Annotated in this window: 17 protein-coding genes; all 17 read right to left on the reverse strand. The window is 29.3% G+C overall.

Features of this window, described 5'->3' with window-relative positions:
- Positions 1-328: 328 nt before the first annotated feature.
- Positions 329-1,450, reverse strand: coding sequence for a hypothetical protein (locus ACYQ0O_RS11100; protein WP_459893048.1), 1,122 nt, complete (start codon positions 1,448-1,450; stop codon positions 329-331).
- Between the two features lie 758 nt (positions 1,451-2,208).
- Entirely contained in the window at positions 2,209-3,717 is a 1,509-nt protein-coding gene (locus ACYQ0O_RS11105) for a sulfotransferase family 2 domain-containing protein (RefSeq protein WP_459893050.1), read from the reverse strand.
- Positions 3,718-4,049: 332 nt separating this feature from the next.
- Complete coding sequence (locus ACYQ0O_RS11110) at positions 4,050-5,591, reverse strand: sulfotransferase family 2 domain-containing protein (protein ID WP_459893052.1); 1,542 nt, start codon at positions 5,589-5,591, stop codon at positions 4,050-4,052.
- Between the two features lie 69 nt (positions 5,592-5,660).
- Positions 5,661-7,256, reverse strand: coding sequence for a glycosyltransferase family 2 protein (locus ACYQ0O_RS11115; RefSeq protein WP_459893054.1), 1,596 nt, complete (start codon positions 7,254-7,256; stop codon positions 5,661-5,663).
- 16 nt (positions 7,257-7,272) lie between these two features.
- Positions 7,273-8,481 (reverse strand): DegT/DnrJ/EryC1/StrS family aminotransferase, encoded by a 1,209-nt coding sequence (locus tag ACYQ0O_RS11120; RefSeq protein ID WP_459893056.1) that lies wholly within the window; start codon positions 8,479-8,481, stop codon positions 7,273-7,275.
- Positions 8,469-9,395 carry a hypothetical protein gene (locus ACYQ0O_RS11125; RefSeq protein ID WP_459893059.1) on the reverse strand — a complete coding sequence of 309 codons (927 nt, stop codon included), beginning with the start codon at positions 9,393-9,395 and terminating at the stop codon, positions 8,469-8,471. The genes ACYQ0O_RS11120 and ACYQ0O_RS11125 overlap by 13 nt, the downstream gene beginning before the upstream one ends.
- 24 nt (positions 9,396-9,419) lie before the next feature.
- The gene (locus ACYQ0O_RS11130) at positions 9,420-9,875 is read right to left on the reverse strand and encodes a GNAT family N-acetyltransferase (RefSeq protein ID WP_459893061.1); all 456 of its coding nucleotides are present in this window, start codon (positions 9,873-9,875) and stop codon (positions 9,420-9,422) included.
- The gene (locus ACYQ0O_RS11135) at positions 9,872-10,501 is read right to left on the reverse strand and encodes a class I SAM-dependent methyltransferase (RefSeq protein ID WP_459893063.1); all 630 of its coding nucleotides are present in this window, start codon (positions 10,499-10,501) and stop codon (positions 9,872-9,874) included. The genes ACYQ0O_RS11130 and ACYQ0O_RS11135 overlap by 4 nt, the downstream gene beginning before the upstream one ends.
- 1 nt (position 10,502) lies before the next feature.
- Positions 10,503-11,519, reverse strand: a complete 1,017-nt coding sequence (locus ACYQ0O_RS11140) for a hypothetical protein (protein ID WP_459893065.1) — start codon at positions 11,517-11,519, stop codon at positions 10,503-10,505.
- A 17-nt stretch (positions 11,520-11,536) separates the two neighbouring features.
- Positions 11,537-12,787, reverse strand: a complete 1,251-nt coding sequence (locus tag ACYQ0O_RS11145; protein WP_459893067.1) for a radical SAM protein — start codon at positions 12,785-12,787, stop codon at positions 11,537-11,539.
- Between the two features lie 6 nt (positions 12,788-12,793).
- A complete protein-coding gene (locus tag ACYQ0O_RS11150; RefSeq protein WP_459893069.1) occupies positions 12,794-13,702 on the reverse strand; it encodes a hypothetical protein in 909 nt (302 codons plus the stop codon).
- Positions 13,703-13,710: 8 nt separating this feature from the next.
- Positions 13,711-14,790, reverse strand: a complete 1,080-nt coding sequence (locus ACYQ0O_RS11155) for an acylneuraminate cytidylyltransferase family protein (protein WP_459893071.1) — start codon at positions 14,788-14,790, stop codon at positions 13,711-13,713.
- Between the two features lie 60 nt (positions 14,791-14,850).
- Positions 14,851-16,794, reverse strand: coding sequence for a nucleoside-diphosphate sugar epimerase/dehydratase (locus tag ACYQ0O_RS11160; RefSeq protein WP_459893073.1), 1,944 nt, complete (start codon positions 16,792-16,794; stop codon positions 14,851-14,853).
- 54 nt (positions 16,795-16,848) lie between these two features.
- A complete protein-coding gene (locus ACYQ0O_RS11165) occupies positions 16,849-17,580 on the reverse strand; it encodes a class I SAM-dependent methyltransferase (protein ID WP_459893075.1) in 732 nt (243 codons plus the stop codon).
- Positions 17,581-17,637: 57 nt separating this feature from the next.
- Complete coding sequence (locus ACYQ0O_RS11170; RefSeq protein WP_459893077.1) at positions 17,638-18,612, reverse strand: NAD-dependent epimerase/dehydratase family protein; 975 nt, start codon at positions 18,610-18,612, stop codon at positions 17,638-17,640.
- A gap of 39 nt (positions 18,613-18,651) precedes the next feature.
- Complete coding sequence (locus tag ACYQ0O_RS11175; protein ID WP_459893079.1) at positions 18,652-19,896, reverse strand: nucleotide sugar dehydrogenase; 1,245 nt, start codon at positions 19,894-19,896, stop codon at positions 18,652-18,654.
- Between the two features lie 11 nt (positions 19,897-19,907).
- Positions 19,908-20,732 (reverse strand): glycosyltransferase, encoded by an 825-nt coding sequence (locus ACYQ0O_RS11180; protein ID WP_459893081.1) that lies wholly within the window; start codon positions 20,730-20,732, stop codon positions 19,908-19,910.
- Position 20,733: the final 1 nt, after the last annotated feature.

The raw sequence follows: 20,733 nt of genomic DNA on the forward strand, positions 1-20,733 counted from the left end.
AATAAAAACCAATATTTACTTTAAAGATATAGTAGGGTCTTACATATATATTGCATCTAACTTACTAATTTTATTGATAAAATTATAAAAAAATATTCAAAAAGGTGAAAGTCCTGATTAATATTCAATATGTTATACTAATTTGTAGGGGTGAACTTCCGTTAGATATTTTCAAAAACATACCCGGCTCTATGTTTGACTTCAATAAAATATCACCAATAGACCAAAATAAAGTCAATAACTAACTAGAAAATATAAAAGTTAGGACCACAAAATTCTGTACTTTTAAATGTTAATCCCCCATAACCTACCAATTTGATTAAATCTCTTATAAATATTGATAAAAGTGGTTTTCAAGCCGTGCTATTCTAAAACTTAATTTGTTTATCTTTTTTAATTCTGTTAGGTAACTAAATATTTCGTAATAAAAGGCCGATGTAATAATTATTATTTCTGGTTTAATATCTACAATTTTTTCAGGTGGATTTATAATTAGAGTGTCTATTTTTTTACCATGCTTATTTTTATCTGAGTCAAACAGGAAAATTTCACAGTTGTTTAGATACCTGTTAATAGCATCATAATGCAACATAAAACAACTAGAAATACCATAAAACCCTATTTTTTGGTAAACAGTATTTTTGCAAAAAAGGTAAAAGTCCTTAAAAGGAAATTTATTTCGAAGTGTTAATTTGTATCTATGTACAACTTGTTTTAAAAGGTTAGACCAAAACTCGTTGAAAAATATTATTTGTCTCTCTACTTCCTTAACATCTATCTTTTTTTGTGATAAAATTTTTTCCTTCCCTGATAACAGGTTCGTTAGTTGTTTAATGACAATTGCATCATTAGCAAATTGGATATCTTTTAACTCTTTCTTAAAAAGATCAATTAAACTTTCTGCAGCCCCTACGTACTTCTCCCATAATTCATACTCATCATAGAATCTATATATTAAAGTATTCATTGAACATGGGTCTTTTTGTATTTGCTCCTTTAGCAACTCTTCTTTTTCTAAAATGTGTTTTCTTTTGTATTGGAGAAACCCACCGCTACCTTTAGGAGCCTTATCTAGACCAATACAGTCTATATTAATCATTTGTATCTTGTGGCTTATTCTTTTTAGTCTATTATCAAATAAAGCTTTTGCCCAATGATATAATTCTATGTCCTGACTATTAATTTTATAAAACATATCTTTATATTTAGAAAAAAATTTTTCTTCAGTATTTTGGGAAAAATCTTTCAAGACATTTCTCTTACTATAAATAATATTATTATTACCAAAATAATAACCAAACAATCTCAAAAAATCCTCATATTTTTCAACCAAACCAAAAAGATAATATGATTTTTGCAAATTTTGTTTAGCTAAATCCAAATTATCATCCCCCAACCACTTGGTATAGTATTGTTTACGTGCTCTTAAAAAAGACTCAAAGTCTGCCACTTCCCTAAAACCCTTATAACACATAAAATTAACTTCAGAAATCATACGATTCCATGGTTCCCTCAATATTGTCAGATAATATATATCCCTCTCTTTATAATCCAGTAGGACCTTTTCCACCTTCCAAGTACAATGGCCCGATAGAAGAATTATTTTTTTATTTAATAAAAATTTCCTTAGTCGATGCAAAATTATAACACTAAATAAATTATTAACATCTAAAAATATAGCATCATCACATTTAGAACTAAAATGAGTCTTTAAAATGTTTTTAAAAGTAGTACCACCACATTTAGATAAGTGATTAAAAATAACCAGACATTTTCTCCGTGGATTAAATTCTTTACCATAATTAATTAACATCTGAGCACTCCAAATTAAAAATTTATACCAATATAACTTAAATGTGAGTAAATTTTAAGCTATTATAAAATATTTAATATTAACTGTTAATTCCGGTTAAATTTTGATCCCTTTTTCTGGTTAGAATTGCCCCCTTTTTGGAAAGGATAAAACAATCATGTTTTCGAATCAATCAATTTATGTTTCAGTCGATAACTTTTTCTTTTGATTCCCAATAGGTAAGGAAAGATGAAGAGCCTGTTATCAATCATATGATTTTAGAAAACTTTGGAAGAGTAGAGATAAAAATAGCAAAAAAAATCAGAAGGGACTGAATTTAGATGACAAAAATTTTTAATAGATTCCTAAGTTATTTGTCTAAATTTAAATGAAATATAATTCTAGTATGATTTTGGTTATGGGTTCAAGGGAAAATCTACGTATTGAAAAAAATGGTTCTCCAAGCGGGCAATTCTAAAGTCTAACTTATTTACAGTTTTTAACTCCACTAAATAATTAAATATCTCTTCATAAAAAGCTGAGGTAATAATTATAAGTTCTGGCTTAATGTCTATAATCCTCTCAGGAGAATATATAATGAATTCGTCAATTTTTTTCCCATGTTTTTTCTTATCCGAATCAAACAAAAAAAGTTTACAGTTAGTTAAGTATTTCTTTATGGATTCAAAATGTAGCATAAAAGTCGACGAGATCCCATAAAAACCTATTTTTTTGTATGTATTGTTTTTACAAAAATAGTAAAAATCCCTATATTGCAGTCCATTCTGAAATTTAATTTGGTAATCTTTTAGCACATTCTCTAGTAAATTCGATAAAAAAGCATCAAAGGTTAGTTTATGTCTGTAGATTTCTCTTAAGTCTAATCTCTTATGGGATAAGATCTTTTCTTTTTCAGATAGAAAAGAATTGATTTGTTTCATTACAAATGAATCGTCGCTTAATTTTGCTCTCTTTAAAGATTTTTTAAAGAATTCAATTAAACTATCTATTGCTCCAACATATTTTTCCCATAGTCCATATTCCCTATAAAAGCTATATATTAAATTAAAAAGTATTAGCGGTTTGTTTTGAATATGTTTTATTAGAAGTTTTTCCTTTTCAGAAAGTTTACTTGTAGGATATTTAAAAAAACCTCCAAGTTCTCTAGAAGTCTTTTCGATATTTGATTTCTTAACTTCTATTAGTTGCAGTTCTTTATTTAAGTTATTCATCCTGTCTTCAAATAACTCTTTGGCCCACTGATATAATTCAATATCCTTGTCATTTTTTTTTAAAAAAAGTTCTTTGTATTTGGCATAATCCTTATTTTTATCAGTATTTAGAAAAGGCCTTAATACATTTTGAGCTGAATAAATAATCTTTTTTTTGCCAAAATAATAAGCAAAAATTTTTAAGAAATCGTCATATCTCTCAACTAAACCAAAAAGGTAATGTGAATTTGCTAAAGTTTTTTTGGCCAGTTCTAAGTTTCCGTTTCCCAACCAATTAGTATAAAAATTTGTACCTCTACTGCTATATAAATAAGATTCAAAATTACATTTTATATACCCCCTATAAGAATAGAATCTATATTCAGAAATTAAACGGTCCCAGGGGTCCCTAAGTAACGTTATATAATAAATATCTCTATCTTCATGATCTTCCAAAATTTCCTCTGATCTCCAACTACAATGTCCTGTTAGTACTATTAATTTCTTTTTTTTTAGAAAATATCTTAAATTATACAGGACTATTGCATTGAATATATAGTTAATAGTGAAAAAAAATGTTTCGTTATTACCTTTTGAACAAAAGTATTCTTCCAAAATTCTACAAAAAGTATTTCCCCCGCATTTATCAATATGGTTAAAAACTATTAAACATTTGGGGTCTGGATTAAATTTTTTTCCATATTTAACTAACATTTGTTTTCCTTTCCTATTATTTTATACCCATAGGCAAAGAGCATTTCAGCTTGGATTTAGGTAGGTCAATGTCACTATACAACATAGTATGTGACACCTTATCTTGCTATCTGTCCATTGGTAGATAGGACGTATGTTCCCAAATTCTTTTGTTTTGCTTTGTCTAAAAAACTGCTCTCTTTGGAATTTTTCTAATATAATAATATGTCCTTCCCTTCTTTATATTCTTATGCAAATGAGACATGCCTTGCATGTAGTTAGAAGGATATCACAATGTCAAGAAACTATTTGATTTCTAACGCTATTAAACAAAATAGTTAGCCCCTGTAAAATTATAGTAGGGTCTTATATACATTGCATCTAATTGGTTCTGTTTTCGACAAAAAATCTACGTATTGAAAAAAATGGTTCTCCAAGCGGGCAATTCTAAAGTCTAATTTATTTACAGTTTTTAACTCCACTAAATAGTTAAATATCTCTTCATAAAAAGCTGAGGTAATAATTATAAGTTCTGGCTGAATATCTATAATTCTCTCAGGAGAATATATAGTGAGTTCGTCAATTTTTTTTCCGTGTTTTTTCTTATCAGAATCAAATAAAAAAATTCTACAGTTAGTTAAGTACTTCTTTATTGACTCAAAATGTAACATAAAAGCCGAGGAGATACCATAAAAACCTACTTTTTTGTATTTATTATTTTTACAAAAACAGTAAAAACTTTTATAATGCATTTCATTTTTAAATTTAATTTGATAATCTTTTAGAACAGTTTCCAGTAAATTCGATAAAAAATCGTCAAAGTTTATTTTATGCCTGTAGATTTCTCTTAAGTCTAATCTCTTATGGGATAAGATCTTTTCTTTTTCAGATATAAAAGAATTAATTTGTTTTATTACAAATGAGTCTTCGCTTAATTTTAATTCCTTTAAATACTTATTAAAAAATTCAATTAAACTATCTATGGCTCCAACATATTTCTCCCATAGTCCGTATTCCCTGTAAAAGTAGTATATTAACTTATTAAGTATTAACGGATTGGTTTGAATATCTTTTTTTAGAAGCTCTTCCTTTTCAGCAATATCATGTACAGTATATTTAAAAAAACCACCAAGCCCTTTAGTAGTTTTTTCTATATTTGACTTCTTAATTTCCATCATTTGAAGTTTTTTATTTAATTTATTTATTCTTTCGTCAAATAAATCTCTGGCCCACTGATATAATTCAATATCCTTGTCATTTTTTTTCAAAAAAAGGTCTTTGTATTTAACAAGATCCTTATTTTTATCAGTATCTATAAAAGACCTTAACACATTTTTGGCTTGATAAATAATTTTTTTCTTGCCAAAATAATAAGCAAAAATCTTTAAGAAATCGTCATATCTTTCAACTAACCCAAAAAGATAATGTGAATTTGCTAAAGTTTTTTTGGCCAGTCCTAAGTTTCCGTTTCCCAACCAATTAGTATAGAAATTCGGACCCATACTATATAAAAAAGATTCAAAATCACTTTTAATATAGTTCCTATAGGATGCGAAATAATAATGAGAAATTAAACGATCCCATGGATCCCTGAGTATGGTTATACAATAAATATTTCTATCCTCATAATCTTCCAAAATTTCCTCTGATCTCCAGCTACAATGTCCTTTTAATATTATTAATTTCTTTTTTTTAAGAAAATGTCTTAATTTATACAAGACTATGGCACAGAGTTCATTATTAACATTGAAAAAAAATGTATCGTTATCATTAGTTGAACCAAAGTGATCCACTAAAATTCTATTAAAAGTATTTCCTCCACATTTTAGAATATGATTAAAAATTATTACAGATTTTTTATCTGGATTAAATTTTTCTCCATATTTTATAAACATTTAGTTTCCCTTATATAAAATCCAGGTTCTAATTTTTATGTGCCTATACATTATATCCAAGTAAATATATTATAAATTTACAAGATAAAATTTGTTGTCAAATATTCCTATATCAAATTTTAATTTATGAACTTCTTTAAATTTTAATAAAAATTTAAAGATTTCTTCATAAAAAACTGAAGTAATAACTATTACTTCAGGTTTTAGTTCAATAATTTTGTGTGGAGACATTATTGTTAAGCCGTTAATTATAACTCCATGCTTATTTGGATCTGAATCAAATAAAAAAATCTCACGATCTGATAAAAATTTTTTTATAAATTCATAATGATTGTTAAAAGATCCCCCTGCACCATAAAATCCTATTTTTGAATAATTATTGTATTTATAAAAGCTTATTAAGTCCATTCCTTCAGCATAAAAATATTTTTTTATTGATTTCATTATTAGATTGCCTTCCTCCTCTTTTGTTTTTTCCAGTAAATTCTTATTGAAATTAGTTGTTATCTCCGTCTCTATAAGATTTAATTGTTGTTTAAGTAGGTTACAATTATTTAGCAATAAAGACGCTAAATTATCATTTGTAATAATTTTAAACAGTTGAATGCACTTTTCTTTTAATTTGTTTTCTCTATAAAAATAAATAAGTTTTAATAACAAATCTTCAATAAAAGTGAGTTTAATACACTCTAATTCTTTTTTAGAGTAATTATTTTTTTTTGAAAGATATTCATCTGTGAACGCATTTAACAAAATTAAATAATCCTGAAATTTAATCGATTTTTTATATTCTTTAAATATGGAATTTAATTTAGCAATGACCTTATAGCATTGGTCTTTCATTAAAAAATATTCAATGGATCTTAAAATATGATGCTTAAATATATCATGATATTTGTAGTCCAAATAATTATCAGCATACAAAAAAATTTTTAAAATATCAAATTCCATATAATCAGGATCTTTAAAAAATAAAGTACTGACGCCTCCATAGTGCTTTCTATGTACAGCCATACATTCTTTACTCATGCACTCTATATTACCAAGGCTCCCAAATATTAAAATAAGGGCAAAATCCCCTCTCAATACATGCCAAAACCAATCAGGTAAAGAGGGAATTACTTCCCATCTAATCATCATTCCCTGGAGAGGTACTTCTGGAAATCTACCTGATAACTTTAAAGGCTCTTTTAAAAAGGTTTCAAGATTATATAAAGATTTTTCATTAATGCCATAAATAGAATCCCACAATTTTGGAACATCACCTATATATTCTATCCTAACGGGATGATAACATATAGAACATTTTTTATTAGATTCCATAAAATCTACCTGTTTCTGCAATTTATATGGATCTGTCCAATAATCATCTCCTTCAAGTATAACTACATACCTGGCATTGCAACTTTCATATAACTTTTTCCTCATGCATCCTTCACCAATAAGGCCTTTATTTTTTTTATACAATATTGTGTCAATTATTTTGGGATATTTTTGTGCGTAACTTCTTATAATACTTTGAGTCCCATCAGTAGAGCCATCATCTCCAATAATTACTCTATAAGAAAAATTCGTTTTTTGTTCTAAAACGCTCTCTATCGCCTTGGAGATAAATCCCTCGTGGTTATAAGATCCAATAACTACATCTACTAAGTTTGTATTCATAAAAGGCCCTTCTATGTTAAATTTGTTTTAACTTCTTGGATATATGTCTACTTTTTTTTATTAAAAAATGAATAAAATCGCATATCAAAACAATTTCTTTGTCACCTATTGCTGTACCTGTAGGTAAGCACAGAACCTTTTCAGCCAGTTTTTCCGTATTTTTTAAATGCGCTCTAGCACTGGGATAGAGGGTTTTATATGGTTCCATCAAATGACAGCCAGGATAAAAATATTTTCGCGCTAACATTCCCTCAGCATGAAGGATTTTTAATATATTATCCCTTGAGATACCTACATCCTCTTCATCTATTTCTATAACAACATACTGATAATTACATTTTTCATTGGTATTGTATTTTATAATTGAAATACCAGAAATATCTTTTAAATTCCTTACGTAGTTATTATAATTTCTTTTATTAATACTTATAAATTTATCAATTAAAGCTAAATTGGCTATTCCCATTGCAGCAGAAATTTCGTTCATTTTTCCATTTATTCCTAAGAGTTGAGTGGTATCATAATTTGTAAAACCAAAATTTTTCATCAGTCTAACTTTATTGGCCAAATTATCGTCATTTGTTACAACTGCCCCTCCCTCCAGCGCATTAATAAATTTTGTAGCATGGAAACTAAATATTTCTATTTCACCAAAAGAACCAAGCATTTTACCTTGATATGAACATCCAAATGCATGAGAAGAGTCAAATAATAATTTTATACCGTATTTGTGTGCTAGTTCTGTCAATAGTTCTATGTTACATGGTCTTCCCCATAGGTGAACACCCAATATACCTGAAGTTTTTTCACTAATAAGAGATTCTAACTTCAAGGGATCAATATTATAAGAATTATCTATATCACAAAATATTGGCTTAATTCCTTGCCACAGCAAAGAATTAGGAGTTGCGATGAAAGTGAAAGAAGGTACTATAACTTCTCCAGTTAATCCTAAGGCTCTGGTAGCCAATTGTAATGCCATAGTACCATTGCAAGTAGTTATACAGTGCTTTACTCCTAAAAACTCACTAATCTTTTCTTCAAAAAGTCTTACATATTTCCCTCCATTTGTGAGCCATCTCCTATTAAGAATATCTTCAACCATACCATAAAAATAATTTTTATTTCCAATATTTGGCCTTCCAACATGAAGAGGATGACTAAATAGAGGATTGCCTCCAAATATGGCCAAGTCTGCCAAATTTTTCTTAGCTATTCTTCCCATACTGCACATCCAAAACCTTCTCTTCCAAAACTATTTCCATTATAAAACAGAAATTTTTTGTTATCTACTTTTATTACTGCTGGATAGGCTTGCATTTTTTTATCCCATTCCTGGTCGTAATACTCTAAACCAGCCATTTCGTCCTTTCTTGTCCAATGGATACCATCTAAAGATTCTGCATAACCGATACGATAACTATCTTTACCATCCCTAAAATCATAACTTCCTCTATAACAAAACCACATCTTGTATTTATTATTTTCCTTTATAACAGAAGGTCTTACATTGGCTTCCAAAGAAGTCTTTGGTTCTATACATGTTATGTTTTCTCTTTTCCAATGAATTCCATCTGAAGAATGACAATACTTAATCTTATAAAGAGATTCAGGTCTATCATTCAAGGCTATCCATTTAGTACCCGATGCATACCACATACGCCACTTGTTGTTTTCAATCATTACCCACGCAGAAATCACAAAAAAAGGATCCCAAATCCATCTATCTAAAATAGGTCCTTTAAATATTCTTTTAAAATTAACACCATCCTCGCTGACCAAAACTCCAATTGCATTTGTATATGGCACAGTAACCCTTATATTATATCCATTATAATATAGAAAAATTTTATCGTTATATTTAATAGTACAGGTACATAACATACCACTATCATCAAATGCACCCAATTTTCCTACTTCTAAAATAGGATCAGGATGTACATAGATAATCTTTGTGGGGTCCTCTCTATCCAAATCCACAAAGCTTATTCTACTATGACCATTTTCATCTCGTCCAGTATAATATACCCTTATCCTATCATCTAATAAGAGTGGTGTCGGTAACATAGCATGGCTTTTTAGCCACGAAATATCATATTTCTTAATATTAAATATTAAACCAATTTTTTCCCATGCCATACAGGATTCCCCCTTATGTTATTGTTATAAAAATTTTGCCAGTGACCAGAAATTCATCTTCCACCAATGAGAAGGGTGAAAACCTTCTACAATCATTCCTTTTGATTTATAGAAATCAACTGCTGTTTGGTTCGTAGCAGTAAGTTTAACCTTATGACATCCCAATGCTTTATATTCATTGCAAAGCACATTAAACAGTTGTGTGCCTATCTTTAAATTTCTATATTCAGGTCTTACAATAAGCCATAGAATAGTCCCCACTCCCCCTTGGGGAGGGGTCCCAATTCCTATTCCTACAATATTTTCCTTAAAGTTGACTTTACGAAAAATATACTGGCTTGGGAAATCATTTAATAGGAATTGGTAGTAATCTAGTGCTGCCATGGGAAATCCAAGTTCTTCAATTGCAGTTGTTCTAATAATTGAAAAAATTTCATCTTTATCTTGAGGAAGTGCTTTTGAAACTACAATGTCCATCATTTATATAAATATAATGTATATTCATAAAGGCCATAATCATGTCTAATAATAAAATTTCTGGTACATTCTTTTACAATAAAAGAACAAATATCATCTAAGGACCAATAAAAAAGATCATTCCTGAACCAATCTACAAACGGACTCATTACATTAAATGCAATTCCATCTCTTGCTATAGAAAAAGCCTTTTTTATTAGTCTTTTAGCATATTTTCTCATTTCATCAAAAGATAGGTCTATTTTTTCTGTTAATAGTCCATTCATAATTACATAATTAGCCTTTAATTCTGTATTGTCCTTTAAGATATCTTTTTGAATGAAAAGAAAACCAGGATGTCTTTTTCTTGCATGCTCTATCATGTGACGTGATATATCTAATCCTATATACTCAATAGTCTTTACTATATTTTTTTGTTTTAAAAAATCTAAAAACAATCCTACTCCACATCCAATGTCTAAAATTGTTACCTTTTTGTCATTGCAAGTTTTTATTAACTCCCACATCACCTGAAAACGAACATTTAAATCCTTTTGGTTTGGCCAATCCATCCCCCTATAATTGGGACCAAATTTAAATAAACATTTTTCATAATGCTCTATTATACGATAGTATTGATCTTTGTCCATTTTATGCTCTATTTTTTATTGAAGTATTCCAATATGGAGGAAAAAAATTAGTTTCCTTTGAGCAGTATTTAGAAAGTAGATAATCATACTTTTTTTTATTAAATATTTGTTTTAATACCTGACAGTTAAAAATATGACCTCCAAACCGTTTTTTAAACTTCTCTAAAGAATCTCCTGGCCTTATTCCTCCGCCTAAATTTAACCAGGAAACCTTTTGAGCTTTTAAAAATTTTATGGCTTCCCAAATTAATAGCTTGCTATACATTCGTCCTTCTTTTGTTGACGCAAAAAAGAAGTATTCGCCCACCCATGAAGTGTAGAGATATAAAGCAGCAGCCTCAATTTTTTTATTTTTAATAATACATAGCAAAATAGCATTTGGAATTTCAATTAGTTCTGATATGATATTCCCCAAAAGAAGATATAGAGGAGAGGCATTTACCCTTTTCATGGAATTAAGGTATAACTTTTTTAAATCATCTAAAAAATATTGACTCATTTTTTTTGTAATTTTTACTTCTATTCTTTCCTGTAATGATTTTTTAATTTCATATTTATGCCCCTTTGATATATTTCGCCATATAAAATCCAATGGTAAAGACAAATCTATTAAATATGTATTATGGCATATAGATAAATCTTCCCACATTTCTGTTGAAAGAGGGAAAAGTGGATGCTGCATAATGTATCCAGTTACAAATTCTTTTGCTTTCCAAAAAGAATCCCACGCCCTTTGAAAATATATTCCTTCATTGAGATTTCCTTTAAACAAAATACCACCAAAACCGTAAGGTGAATACAGTTCTGGATAATCTTCTTCTTTTTCTCTAATACTAATAGGACATATCATGAATGATTTTTGGGTGTTCGCTACATATAGCTTTATAGATTTATTGTATAAAGAATGAATTGCATTACAATATTCCCATGTATGATATATTGAATGAGGAACTTGTTTTACAAAAAAGTTCCACTCATTTTTTGCATCTATAGGAATTAAGAATTGATTTATTTTCATAAAATATATTCTCTTGATTAAGAAAGAATGTAACAACCCAATTTTTGTTTCAAATATTTCGCCCTATACTCAATTATGTTCTGAGCAATTTTATTGTCAAAATCAGAGGATGGTGTATTGGGCCTGTCCTCATATCTATTTACAGTTGTTTCCTTAAATTTCATTTTCTTTATAAGATCTACTGTCTTCATAAAATCATCATCACTCTCACCTGGAAATCCCACCATAACACTTGTACGCAAACCTATGTCAGGAGCTTTATTTGAAATTTTCCTTAATATTTTAATAAGTTCAACTGAAGAATAGCCTCTCTTCATTCTATTTAATATAAAATTAGATCCAGATTGGATCGGGATGAACAAATCTTGTATTTTTTTTTGATATCTTAATATGATGGGCAGTAACTTTTCTTGATGTAAAATTAACCATTTTGGATTAAAATCAATTATTGAAAGCTTAAAATCTTTTTTTATGGAAAAAATCTCTATCAAAAGATCCGCTAAGTTACTTCCTATATCTATACCATAAGCACCAGTATCTTCACCAATCAACTGAACTACTTTAAATCCTCTTTTAATTCCTATCTCAAAATCTCTTATAATCTCACTCGGATCTCTACTTTTTAGGCGTCCCGTTGCAAATCGTGTAGCGCAGAACGTACACGCACTTAGACACCCATCAGAAATTTTTATATTATAATAAGGAGTTATAGACGAAGTCTTTAAATTGAAAAAGGATTTAACTTTCGTTATATATTGATTCGCCCTGATAGATAGTGTTATAAAGTTATTGTTCATGCAATATTTTTTAAATAAGAACTTGTAAAAAGAAGATCTCCTACAAAAGCTTCTGGCAATTAGATAATGAAGAATAGGAAAGTTGTCTTCGTGAGGGCTCATTTTTTTTGCATCACTAAACGAATAGTGACACTCTATTAACGATTCAATAGATGATAATTTTTGGGGTGAAAGAAATTCGAACTGTCCTATACCATCAATTGCATCTTGATTAATATAAGGAAGACAACCAGTTATTATTATTCTTGAACCTGGATTTAGTGCTACGACTTTTTTAATAGCATTTAAAGATGTTCTTTCATTCTCAAAAACTACACCACATGTTGAAATTATATTCAGCAAAGCGTGACGAGGAGAAGAGACCATTCTCCAACCATTTTTCTTTAAAAAAATTTTTATGTCAATACAATCTATTCCTCTCCTTATACACCCTGCATTAAATATATAAAAGGTTTTGTTGTTTTTTACCATTACTAATTAATGTCTGTTGTTAGATCTATATGTGGGGAAAAAATTGTTACTATATCTTCCCCTATTTTTATTACACAAAAAATCATAACTACTTTTATTTATTATCCGGCCACAAAAATATGCAGTTTTAGTAGCATTTGCCCATCCTCTTTTAAATCTTGCAAGACCATCATGTGGATTGTCCTTTAAACCAGCACATCCTCCAAAATTTAAAATATGTATACTCCTTGCTTTAAAAAAATCAATTGAAAAAGCAAATAAACCAAAAGAGGCATATAATTTGTACCCCATTGGGCTAAAGGCTCCCAGGTGATAATATGCTATGTTTCTGTTTACTAACCAAAGTAACATGCCTACAATATTGTTTTTATGTTGAGCTTTAAATGTATAAAGGCCTGGGACTTGAAATAATTTTTTAAAATAATTATACGAAAATTGGGCGATTCCCTTTATATTGTGTCTAACAATTAAAGTAGAATAGAGCTCAATCCAACTATCTAAATAAATTAGTGGTTTTCTACAAAATTCAATTTCCAGATTTTTGTATGATTTATTTATGTTTCTTTTATGATGCTTTGATATACTATTCTTATATTCTTTATTTAAATATAATATGTAATGATGCTTAAACGGAATAACAACATGAAACCACTCATTTAATTGCTCAATAGTATAATCACCAAAAGGATCTAATACCATATAAACACAAATTAAATCTTTGATATTGGATAAATCTTCTTCTAGTCTGTTCCATTTCTCACAAGTAAATAGAGGGTAACATCCTCTTCCATCAAATAAATTGGTCTCTGGGATTTTTTGTTTTAAAATCCAGCCATTACACCTATCTAAATAAATAGGTTCTCCAAACTCAGAAAGACATAGAGCATATTGATGGTGACCATATCCCTGTATCATATCTTATTTTACACACATACAATTTCTTTAAAGTCAGGATTGATTAATTTCAATAGATCCTTTTCAAAAATAACTCTTTCCCAAGGAATAACCTCATCCTTTTGTAATTGTGTCTCTTTTAAATTTTTATTTATAAGTCTGAAATAAATAGAATGTCTGTAATGTTTATCAAAATATTTCATATTTTGTGTTTTCATAACCTTCTCGTTTGTCAACTTTGAACTAGCTTCCCTACTAGATAAATACAAATTCCAATTTCTTCCATATATGTAATAAAAGCTTAATGGTAATATATCTTCTCTTAGAATAATAATCTCTTCGTTTAAAATTTTTTTGGTTTTAAGCTGTAAATAATCTATTATCTTATCAAGATTACAATGTTCAGGAGCCAATAAATCCCATGTAGGGGATAAATTATGTCTTTTTAATCTAAATATTCTATTATTTCCATTGGAATTTATTAACTCTTGTGCTAATAAGAAATCTTCAAGTGTATCTATATCAATTGTTTCTTTAAAACTAAGACTAACATCATAGATAATTTCTTGATTATAATTTTGGGTCACAGTATGCATTTCATATACTGGGACTCTATAAGGGCAGTAAAATATTTTGGGTTTAAAAAAACGTTTTACACCTTCTTCAGTATAATAAAAAAAGTCCCAATTGCAATATAATCTCTGTGTAATGCCGTCTATCTTCGTAGGATATCCTGTAAGTATCTCATTATAAGCTTCTATTAATTTTTCTTTTTCCCTAAAGGGAAATGTTGGCATAAATAGACCATACCAATCTAGGTAGCTCCTATTTTCTAAATAATGGGCCAAAACTTCCTTCAAAGGAGAATCGTCTCCAGCGAGCTGTTTTGGTCTTTTTAGTATTTTAACTTCTCTAGATGAATAATATTCACGTACAACTTCCATTATCTCTTCACTCTCAGTGGAAACCGTAATATCATAAAAAATATCTGCCTCTAACAGAACATCTAAGGTCCAACATATTAAAGGCTTATTTCCTAACAATTTTATATTTTTCTTTTTTAATCTCTTTGATCCTATCCTTGCAGGTACCATAGCTCCTATTTTCATATTGCATCTCCATACAAAAATTATAAATGATTGAGATAATATTCTTTTATCACATTAGGATTATTCACAAAATAATATGTCAAAGAAAAATTTATCGTTAGTTAACCATTTTATTTGTCGATATATTTCCTGGTAATAAATTGACATAATGATTACTAAGTCTGGTTTGAATTCTATAATAAATTCTGGTGATCTTATTGGAATACCCTCAATATAATTCCCCCATTTCTGTTTATCATTATCAACAATTACACAATTCGTATCAATGCTAAACAATGATTTAATGTAGTTTATATTATTAGAGCATCTATCTCCAGCTCCAAAAATGGCAATCCTCTTGTATTTTTTTACTTTAAAAAAATAATTATTGAAGTTAAATTTTATTTTAAAGATTAAAAGTCCAACATAATATTTAATATTACTGTAGTATTCATTCACTTTTAATGGAGTTTCAATCCATATAGGAGTCATATGATCGATGATCCAATAAAAAAATTTTTTATTATCAAAAATTTTTTCATAATATAAAACGAGTTCACATATAAATTCTTGCAAGGAAAAAAAGTCATACAAACATATGAGTTTAATAATATTATTAAGCGTTACTTTATAAGTATATTTTTTTTCGTAATTATCTTCTGTTACATCTCTAAAAAACAATATTGATAATTCTTTTTTATTTTTAATTATATCTTTATAATCTGGTATAACTTGAATAATTTTAAACCCAAGTACTTTAAAAAAAGTGTCTATATACATTAAGTTATTATCAAGCAATTCATTATCATTTAGAATTAAATTCAAATTAATCCCTAAAAAATGTCCCTTTTCTATTAATTGTTTAATATCTGTTAATATATTGACTAATTTATTAATATTACCATTTATAACTAACAAATCAAAAATTTTACTATCATCTAGTTTACTTAATAGATCTTCGCCATACCTAGAATTTATTGAACTCTTACATAAAATACTTAAGTTTTTTTCACCGATATTACTATTTTCAAAGATTTGTTTATCATCCATTAAGATTTCAAGTACATTTATCTCTTTAATTAGATTTTCTTTAATTACTTTATTAATAAATTTATATTTCTCTTGAATATGAAAATTATTTGAACGTTTGGAATTATCTTTTGTTTTGTTTGACAAGCAATCGTTTAAATTTTGATACTTACGCTTTGGGAGTCCATACATAGAAATAAAGTCCCTTGCACCATCAAAACATGACAGACTTGTATTTGATAATAGCTCTGTTTTTATATTTTGGGTTGCTGCAGCATACACACCACAATTAAATGACCATTTTATGGCTTTCTCGCTAGTTGCCCCTAATTTTAAGGGATGACTATATTCGTGCTCTATGTGTAACATATGATATGATTCAGGGGGAATTAACACCCGTCTCCATCCTAAACTGCCAGTTTTTGCTACTAAATAAGAATCCATGGATCCAGCAGTTAAAATAAAAGGGGGGAAAGGCAAAAGTTCTCTAAACCCATCTTCAGTTCTAAACGCAAAAAGGTCTACTCCTGTCCATTCCTCTGGTACAGATAATTTTAAGGCCTGATAAAATTCGTCACCATTTTCTAACTTTTTTGAAAAATTCCAATTGTGTCTCGGTAAACTATACAAGGTTCTTTTTCTAATATTATTCTGTATCCACTTTAAGACGCCTGGGCCAATCACTATGTCTCCATTTATATATACAAAAATTTCTGTATCACAATCTGCTAAAATGCTCTCAAACATGACTTTGAAACTTCTCAATGGCTCGGGGAAGAGATAATGCCTCCACCATGGTATTACTAGACCATCATAACCATTTTCTATCGCATACTTTACAGTAGATAGTTCAGAAGGCCAACATACAAATTTTATTTTTACTCCATCAACCTCTTGCCATTTTAACCCGTTTAGAACTGTCTCATTTCTTTCAACCCACTCTCCTGTAAAAGGTCTAAATCCTATATATATTGTAATATCTTTCTTAGTTCCCAAGCCAAACTCCTTTATGAGTTTAAAAAATGACCCTTTTAAAATACATTCACTTACTTAACTATTATTTTTTTCTAATAAAAAGTTGATAAATTCAATGTTATTCCATCCCCATCTTTTAGAGGAGAGTAATGTATAATTATTTCCAAATAATCTTTGAATCTTTTCTTCATCGTACCACTCAGCCCAAGGAGTATTTTCTCCATCAGTCATCTTCCCAAAATCTTGAAAGTCCGGACAACCACAGTATTCCCACCGTTCTTTAGGATACATTAGGCATACTACCTTTGCCTTTGACTTTAAAAACTTATCTATATTTTTTACCTCCAGTTGAGCCAACTCAAAAGGAATGTGATGTAAGACTCCATGGGCATATAATGCATCATATCTATCTGGAAATTGGTGACTTATTATATCTTCCACATATTCTATCTTAATGTTCTTTTTATTAAATATTTTAATTAATCTTTTTAAAAAAAGTACATTTTCCTGGATAATATCGCTATACGTCCAGGTTGTTACATAATTGGAATAAAATATTCCATCATATCCCAGGCCACTTCCGATTTCTAACACATCTTTGTCTTGAAATAGCTGACTATATGTATTATATTCCCATGCTCGTTCTGACTCCCAAAATTCGATAAATCCTTTATATTCACTTAACAGTTGAGAATCACTTAATTTCAGCAACTCCTTAACATTTTTTCTTTCTTTCCCTGCAGGTAAAACACACCATTTAAATCTATTTCTATCCATTATATAATTTGTTCTATACTCAATATTCATAGATATCTTCTATAAATTTTTATTTACTGTTGGATTTTAAATAGCCGTAATATGTATTTACTCATATTTACACTTAATTTCTTTTTCGATCCAATAATATGTCTCTTTGAGTCCTTTTTTTAAGCTATATTTATAATTCCACCCTAACCTGGATTGTATCAATCTGTTGTCAGAGCTTCTACCCCTGACACCCAGAGGACCATTAATGTGCTTAATCTTTAATTTAACACCAGCAATATCCATAGCTAATTTCGCCAGTTCATCTATTGTGACCATTTCTTCTGAACCAATATTAACAGGACCAGTCCAGTTTGATCTCATTAAAAGCAGAGTTGCATCCAAACAGTCATCAATATACAAAAAAGACCTTGTTTGTTTCCCATCCCCCCAAATTTCTATAAAATCTTCACCTTTTAATTTAGCTAGAGCCACTTTTCTACAAATAGCTGCAGGGGCCTTTTCCCTGCCACCAGTCCATGCCCCTTCAGGTCCATATATATTGTGATACCTGGCAATACGAACCTCCATTCCATAATTTCTGTGATAGGCAAGATACAATCTCTCACTAAAGAGTTTCTCCCAGCCATATTCACTATCAGGATCAGCAGGATATACTGAATCTTCTGATGTTTTTGGATTTTCTGGATCCATTTGATTGTATTTTGGATAAACACAGGCAGATGAAGAGTAAAAAATTCTTTTTATATTTCTCTTATAACAGCTATCTAAGATATTTAAGTTTATCATAGCTGAATTATGCATTATATCAGCATCATTGTCTCCTGTAAAAACATAACCTGCACCACCCATGTCAGCTGCAAGTTGATATACTTCGTCAAATCTTTGATCAATTGCATAGTTGCATACATATTTATCTCTAAGGTCTCCAATGATAAAATCATCTGCTTGAGTCTCAGAAAATTCAGGATATTTTAGATCTACACCTCTGACCCAATAGCCCCCCTTCTTTAACCTCTTAACGAGGTGAGATCCAATAAAACCTCCTGCTCCTAATACTAAAACTTTTTTCATGTTATGCTCCTATAATAATAACAATTTCCAACACATCCACTACCAAAAATTTACTATTTTTGCATTAGGCTTTAATAATGACTTCCACGAATTTGTATCCAAAAATTGTGGATATGGTGTAAGAATAGCTATTACGTCAGAATTTTTAACACACTCTTCTAATGACTGACATTTATCCCACCCTAGATTTAAATCCACCAGGGGATCATAGACCTTTAACTGATGAATCTTATCACAACTTAACAGAGCCTTTGCAACCTCAACTTGTTGAGATCTCTCTGTTAAATAGGTATTTGGTTTATAGGCAAGACCCAACAAACTTACTGTAACTTTAGAATTAATTTTGTTTATCTCTTTTAAAATCTTTTCAACTGCTCTTTTAGGTTGCATTCTATTTATCTCCACTACTGCCTTTTGAAGAACCGCTTTTTTTCCATACCTTGAAGCAAAATTTATAAATGCCTCATTATCTCTGGGGAAACAAGGACCACCAAAACCAAGACCTGGGGAAATATATTTAGTCCCAATTCGAGAATCCTGACCAATGATAGTAGTAATTTCCCTGGCATTTGCCTTTGGAATTTCACTTAATAATTCACCTAAAAAATTTGCAAAACTTATTTTCATAGTGCAAAAACAGTTAATGGATAATTTTGCCACCTCAGCATTAATAATAGAGGTTCTTGCTATGTAAGGTGAATTATCACAGACTTTTTTATATATAGCCTCAATTATATCTCCTGATCTATTGTCATATTCTCCAACTAACACAATGTCAGGATTTAAAAAATCTCTTATAACTGACCCAATTGCTATAAATTCGGGATTATATACGTAACCAAAATCTTTACCTATTTTTTTCCCTGTTACATGTTCCAAATGTGGAATTAATTCCTGTTCTCCTGCTAGAGGCATGACAGTACTGACTATAACTATCACAGTATAATCTTTTCTTTTTTTGATAATTGGACCAATACTATCAAAAACCTTTAGTATATATTTGTTAGAAAAAGAACCATCGGTGTTTGATGGGGTAGGAACGATTATAAAAATAACATCAGAATTTAAAACACCAACATCAAATTCAGAAGAAATAAATAGGTTATGATAGACTTCTTTTAATAATTTTTCCAGGTCAGGTTCAAAAAAAGGAATCTGTTTTTTATTTATATTTGCTATTAAATCTTCATTTATATCTATTCCATAAACTTTATAATCTGCCCTGGCAAAGCAACAGGCAGTACATAATCCAAGTTTTCCTAAGCCAATTACACAAAGATTCACGTAGCACCTCTCTATTTATTGAACTTTTTAAATTTCCTAGCTCTAATAGCACACTCTACGCTTTCCTTTAACAAGTTTTCATAACCATTATCTCGCCAGGCAGCTGGCTCATTTGGATTTTCAGGATCGTGTTTTCTAACACAATACAATACCTTCTTTATATGAAAAAATTTTGCACCTGACATGGCAAATCTCAGAAACATATCGTAGTCATGGGCATTTCTATATTTTTCATTATAATATCCACATATATCATGTAGTTTTTTTTTATATAACCTACACACTCCTAAATGATACCAGTTTGCAAGACATAACTGAAAAGACCAATCAGGTTTAGATAGACGTTGTAAAATACGTCCATTATGGTCAACTACAAACATATCAGCATATACTACATCTACTTTTTTGTTTTCCAATATCCAGACCATCTCCTGGATTGCATTTGGCATTAAATAGTCATCTGCAACAAGATACATACAATATTTACCAGAGGCATTTTTAAAACCTATATTATAAGAAGCAGGAGCTCCAATATTTTCTTTCCCTTCAAAAACCTTGATTATCCTGTTTTGAGGATATCTGTATTCCCATTCTCTAATAAATTTTTTATTTTTATCATCATAATATTTTAAATAGCTTACTCTTTCATGTGTTACATTTTCTAAAAATCCTTTGATGACCTCAGAGGTGTTATCTGTAGATCCATGGTTACAAATGATGATTTCTATGTTTCGATATTCCTGAAACATAACACTATCCAGGGCAATAGGAAGATATCTTGCTTGATTATAAGTAGGAACCACAATTGAAACTAAAGGATAATCATTTTGGCTCATA

Source organism: Desulfothermus okinawensis JCM 13304 (genome assembly GCF_054654515.1).

Excerpts from the sequence above, each read along its gene's own strand:
- ACYQ0O_RS11130 (WP_459893061.1), bottom strand. The coding sequence starts at position 9,875 with ATGATGGACATTGTAGTTTCAAAAGCACTTCCTCAAGATAAAGATGAA.
- ACYQ0O_RS11125 (WP_459893059.1), bottom strand. The coding sequence starts at position 9,395 with ATGGCATGGGAAAAAATTGGTTTAATATTTAATATTAAGAAATATGAT.
- ACYQ0O_RS11120 (WP_459893056.1), bottom strand. The coding sequence starts at position 8,481 with ATGGGAAGAATAGCTAAGAAAAATTTGGCAGACTTGGCCATATTTGGA.
- ACYQ0O_RS11115 (WP_459893054.1), bottom strand. The coding sequence starts at position 7,256 with ATGAATACAAACTTAGTAGATGTAGTTATTGGATCTTATAACCACGAG.
- ACYQ0O_RS11170 (WP_459893077.1), bottom strand. The coding sequence starts at position 18,612 with ATGAAAAAAGTTTTAGTATTAGGAGCAGGAGGTTTTATTGGATCTCAC.
- ACYQ0O_RS11135 (WP_459893063.1), bottom strand. The coding sequence starts at position 10,501 with ATGGACAAAGATCAATACTATCGTATAATAGAGCATTATGAAAAATGT.
- ACYQ0O_RS11180 (WP_459893081.1), bottom strand. The coding sequence starts at position 20,732 with ATGAGCCAAAATGATTATCCTTTAGTTTCAATTGTGGTTCCTACTTAT.
- ACYQ0O_RS11165 (WP_459893075.1), bottom strand. The coding sequence starts at position 17,580 with ATGAATATTGAGTATAGAACAAATTATATAATGGATAGAAATAGATTT.
- ACYQ0O_RS11155 (WP_459893071.1), bottom strand. The coding sequence starts at position 14,790 with ATGAAAATAGGAGCTATGGTACCTGCAAGGATAGGATCAAAGAGATTA.
- ACYQ0O_RS11140 (WP_459893065.1), bottom strand. The coding sequence starts at position 11,519 with ATGAAAATAAATCAATTCTTAATTCCTATAGATGCAAAAAATGAGTGG.
- ACYQ0O_RS11150 (WP_459893069.1), bottom strand. The coding sequence starts at position 13,702 with ATGATACAGGGATATGGTCACCATCAATATGCTCTATGTCTTTCTGAG.
- ACYQ0O_RS11105 (WP_459893050.1), bottom strand. The coding sequence starts at position 3,717 with ATGTTAGTTAAATATGGAAAAAAATTTAATCCAGACCCCAAATGTTTA.
- ACYQ0O_RS11110 (WP_459893052.1), bottom strand. The coding sequence starts at position 5,591 with ATGTTTATAAAATATGGAGAAAAATTTAATCCAGATAAAAAATCTGTA.
- ACYQ0O_RS11145 (WP_459893067.1), bottom strand. The coding sequence starts at position 12,787 with ATGGTAAAAAACAACAAAACCTTTTATATATTTAATGCAGGGTGTATA.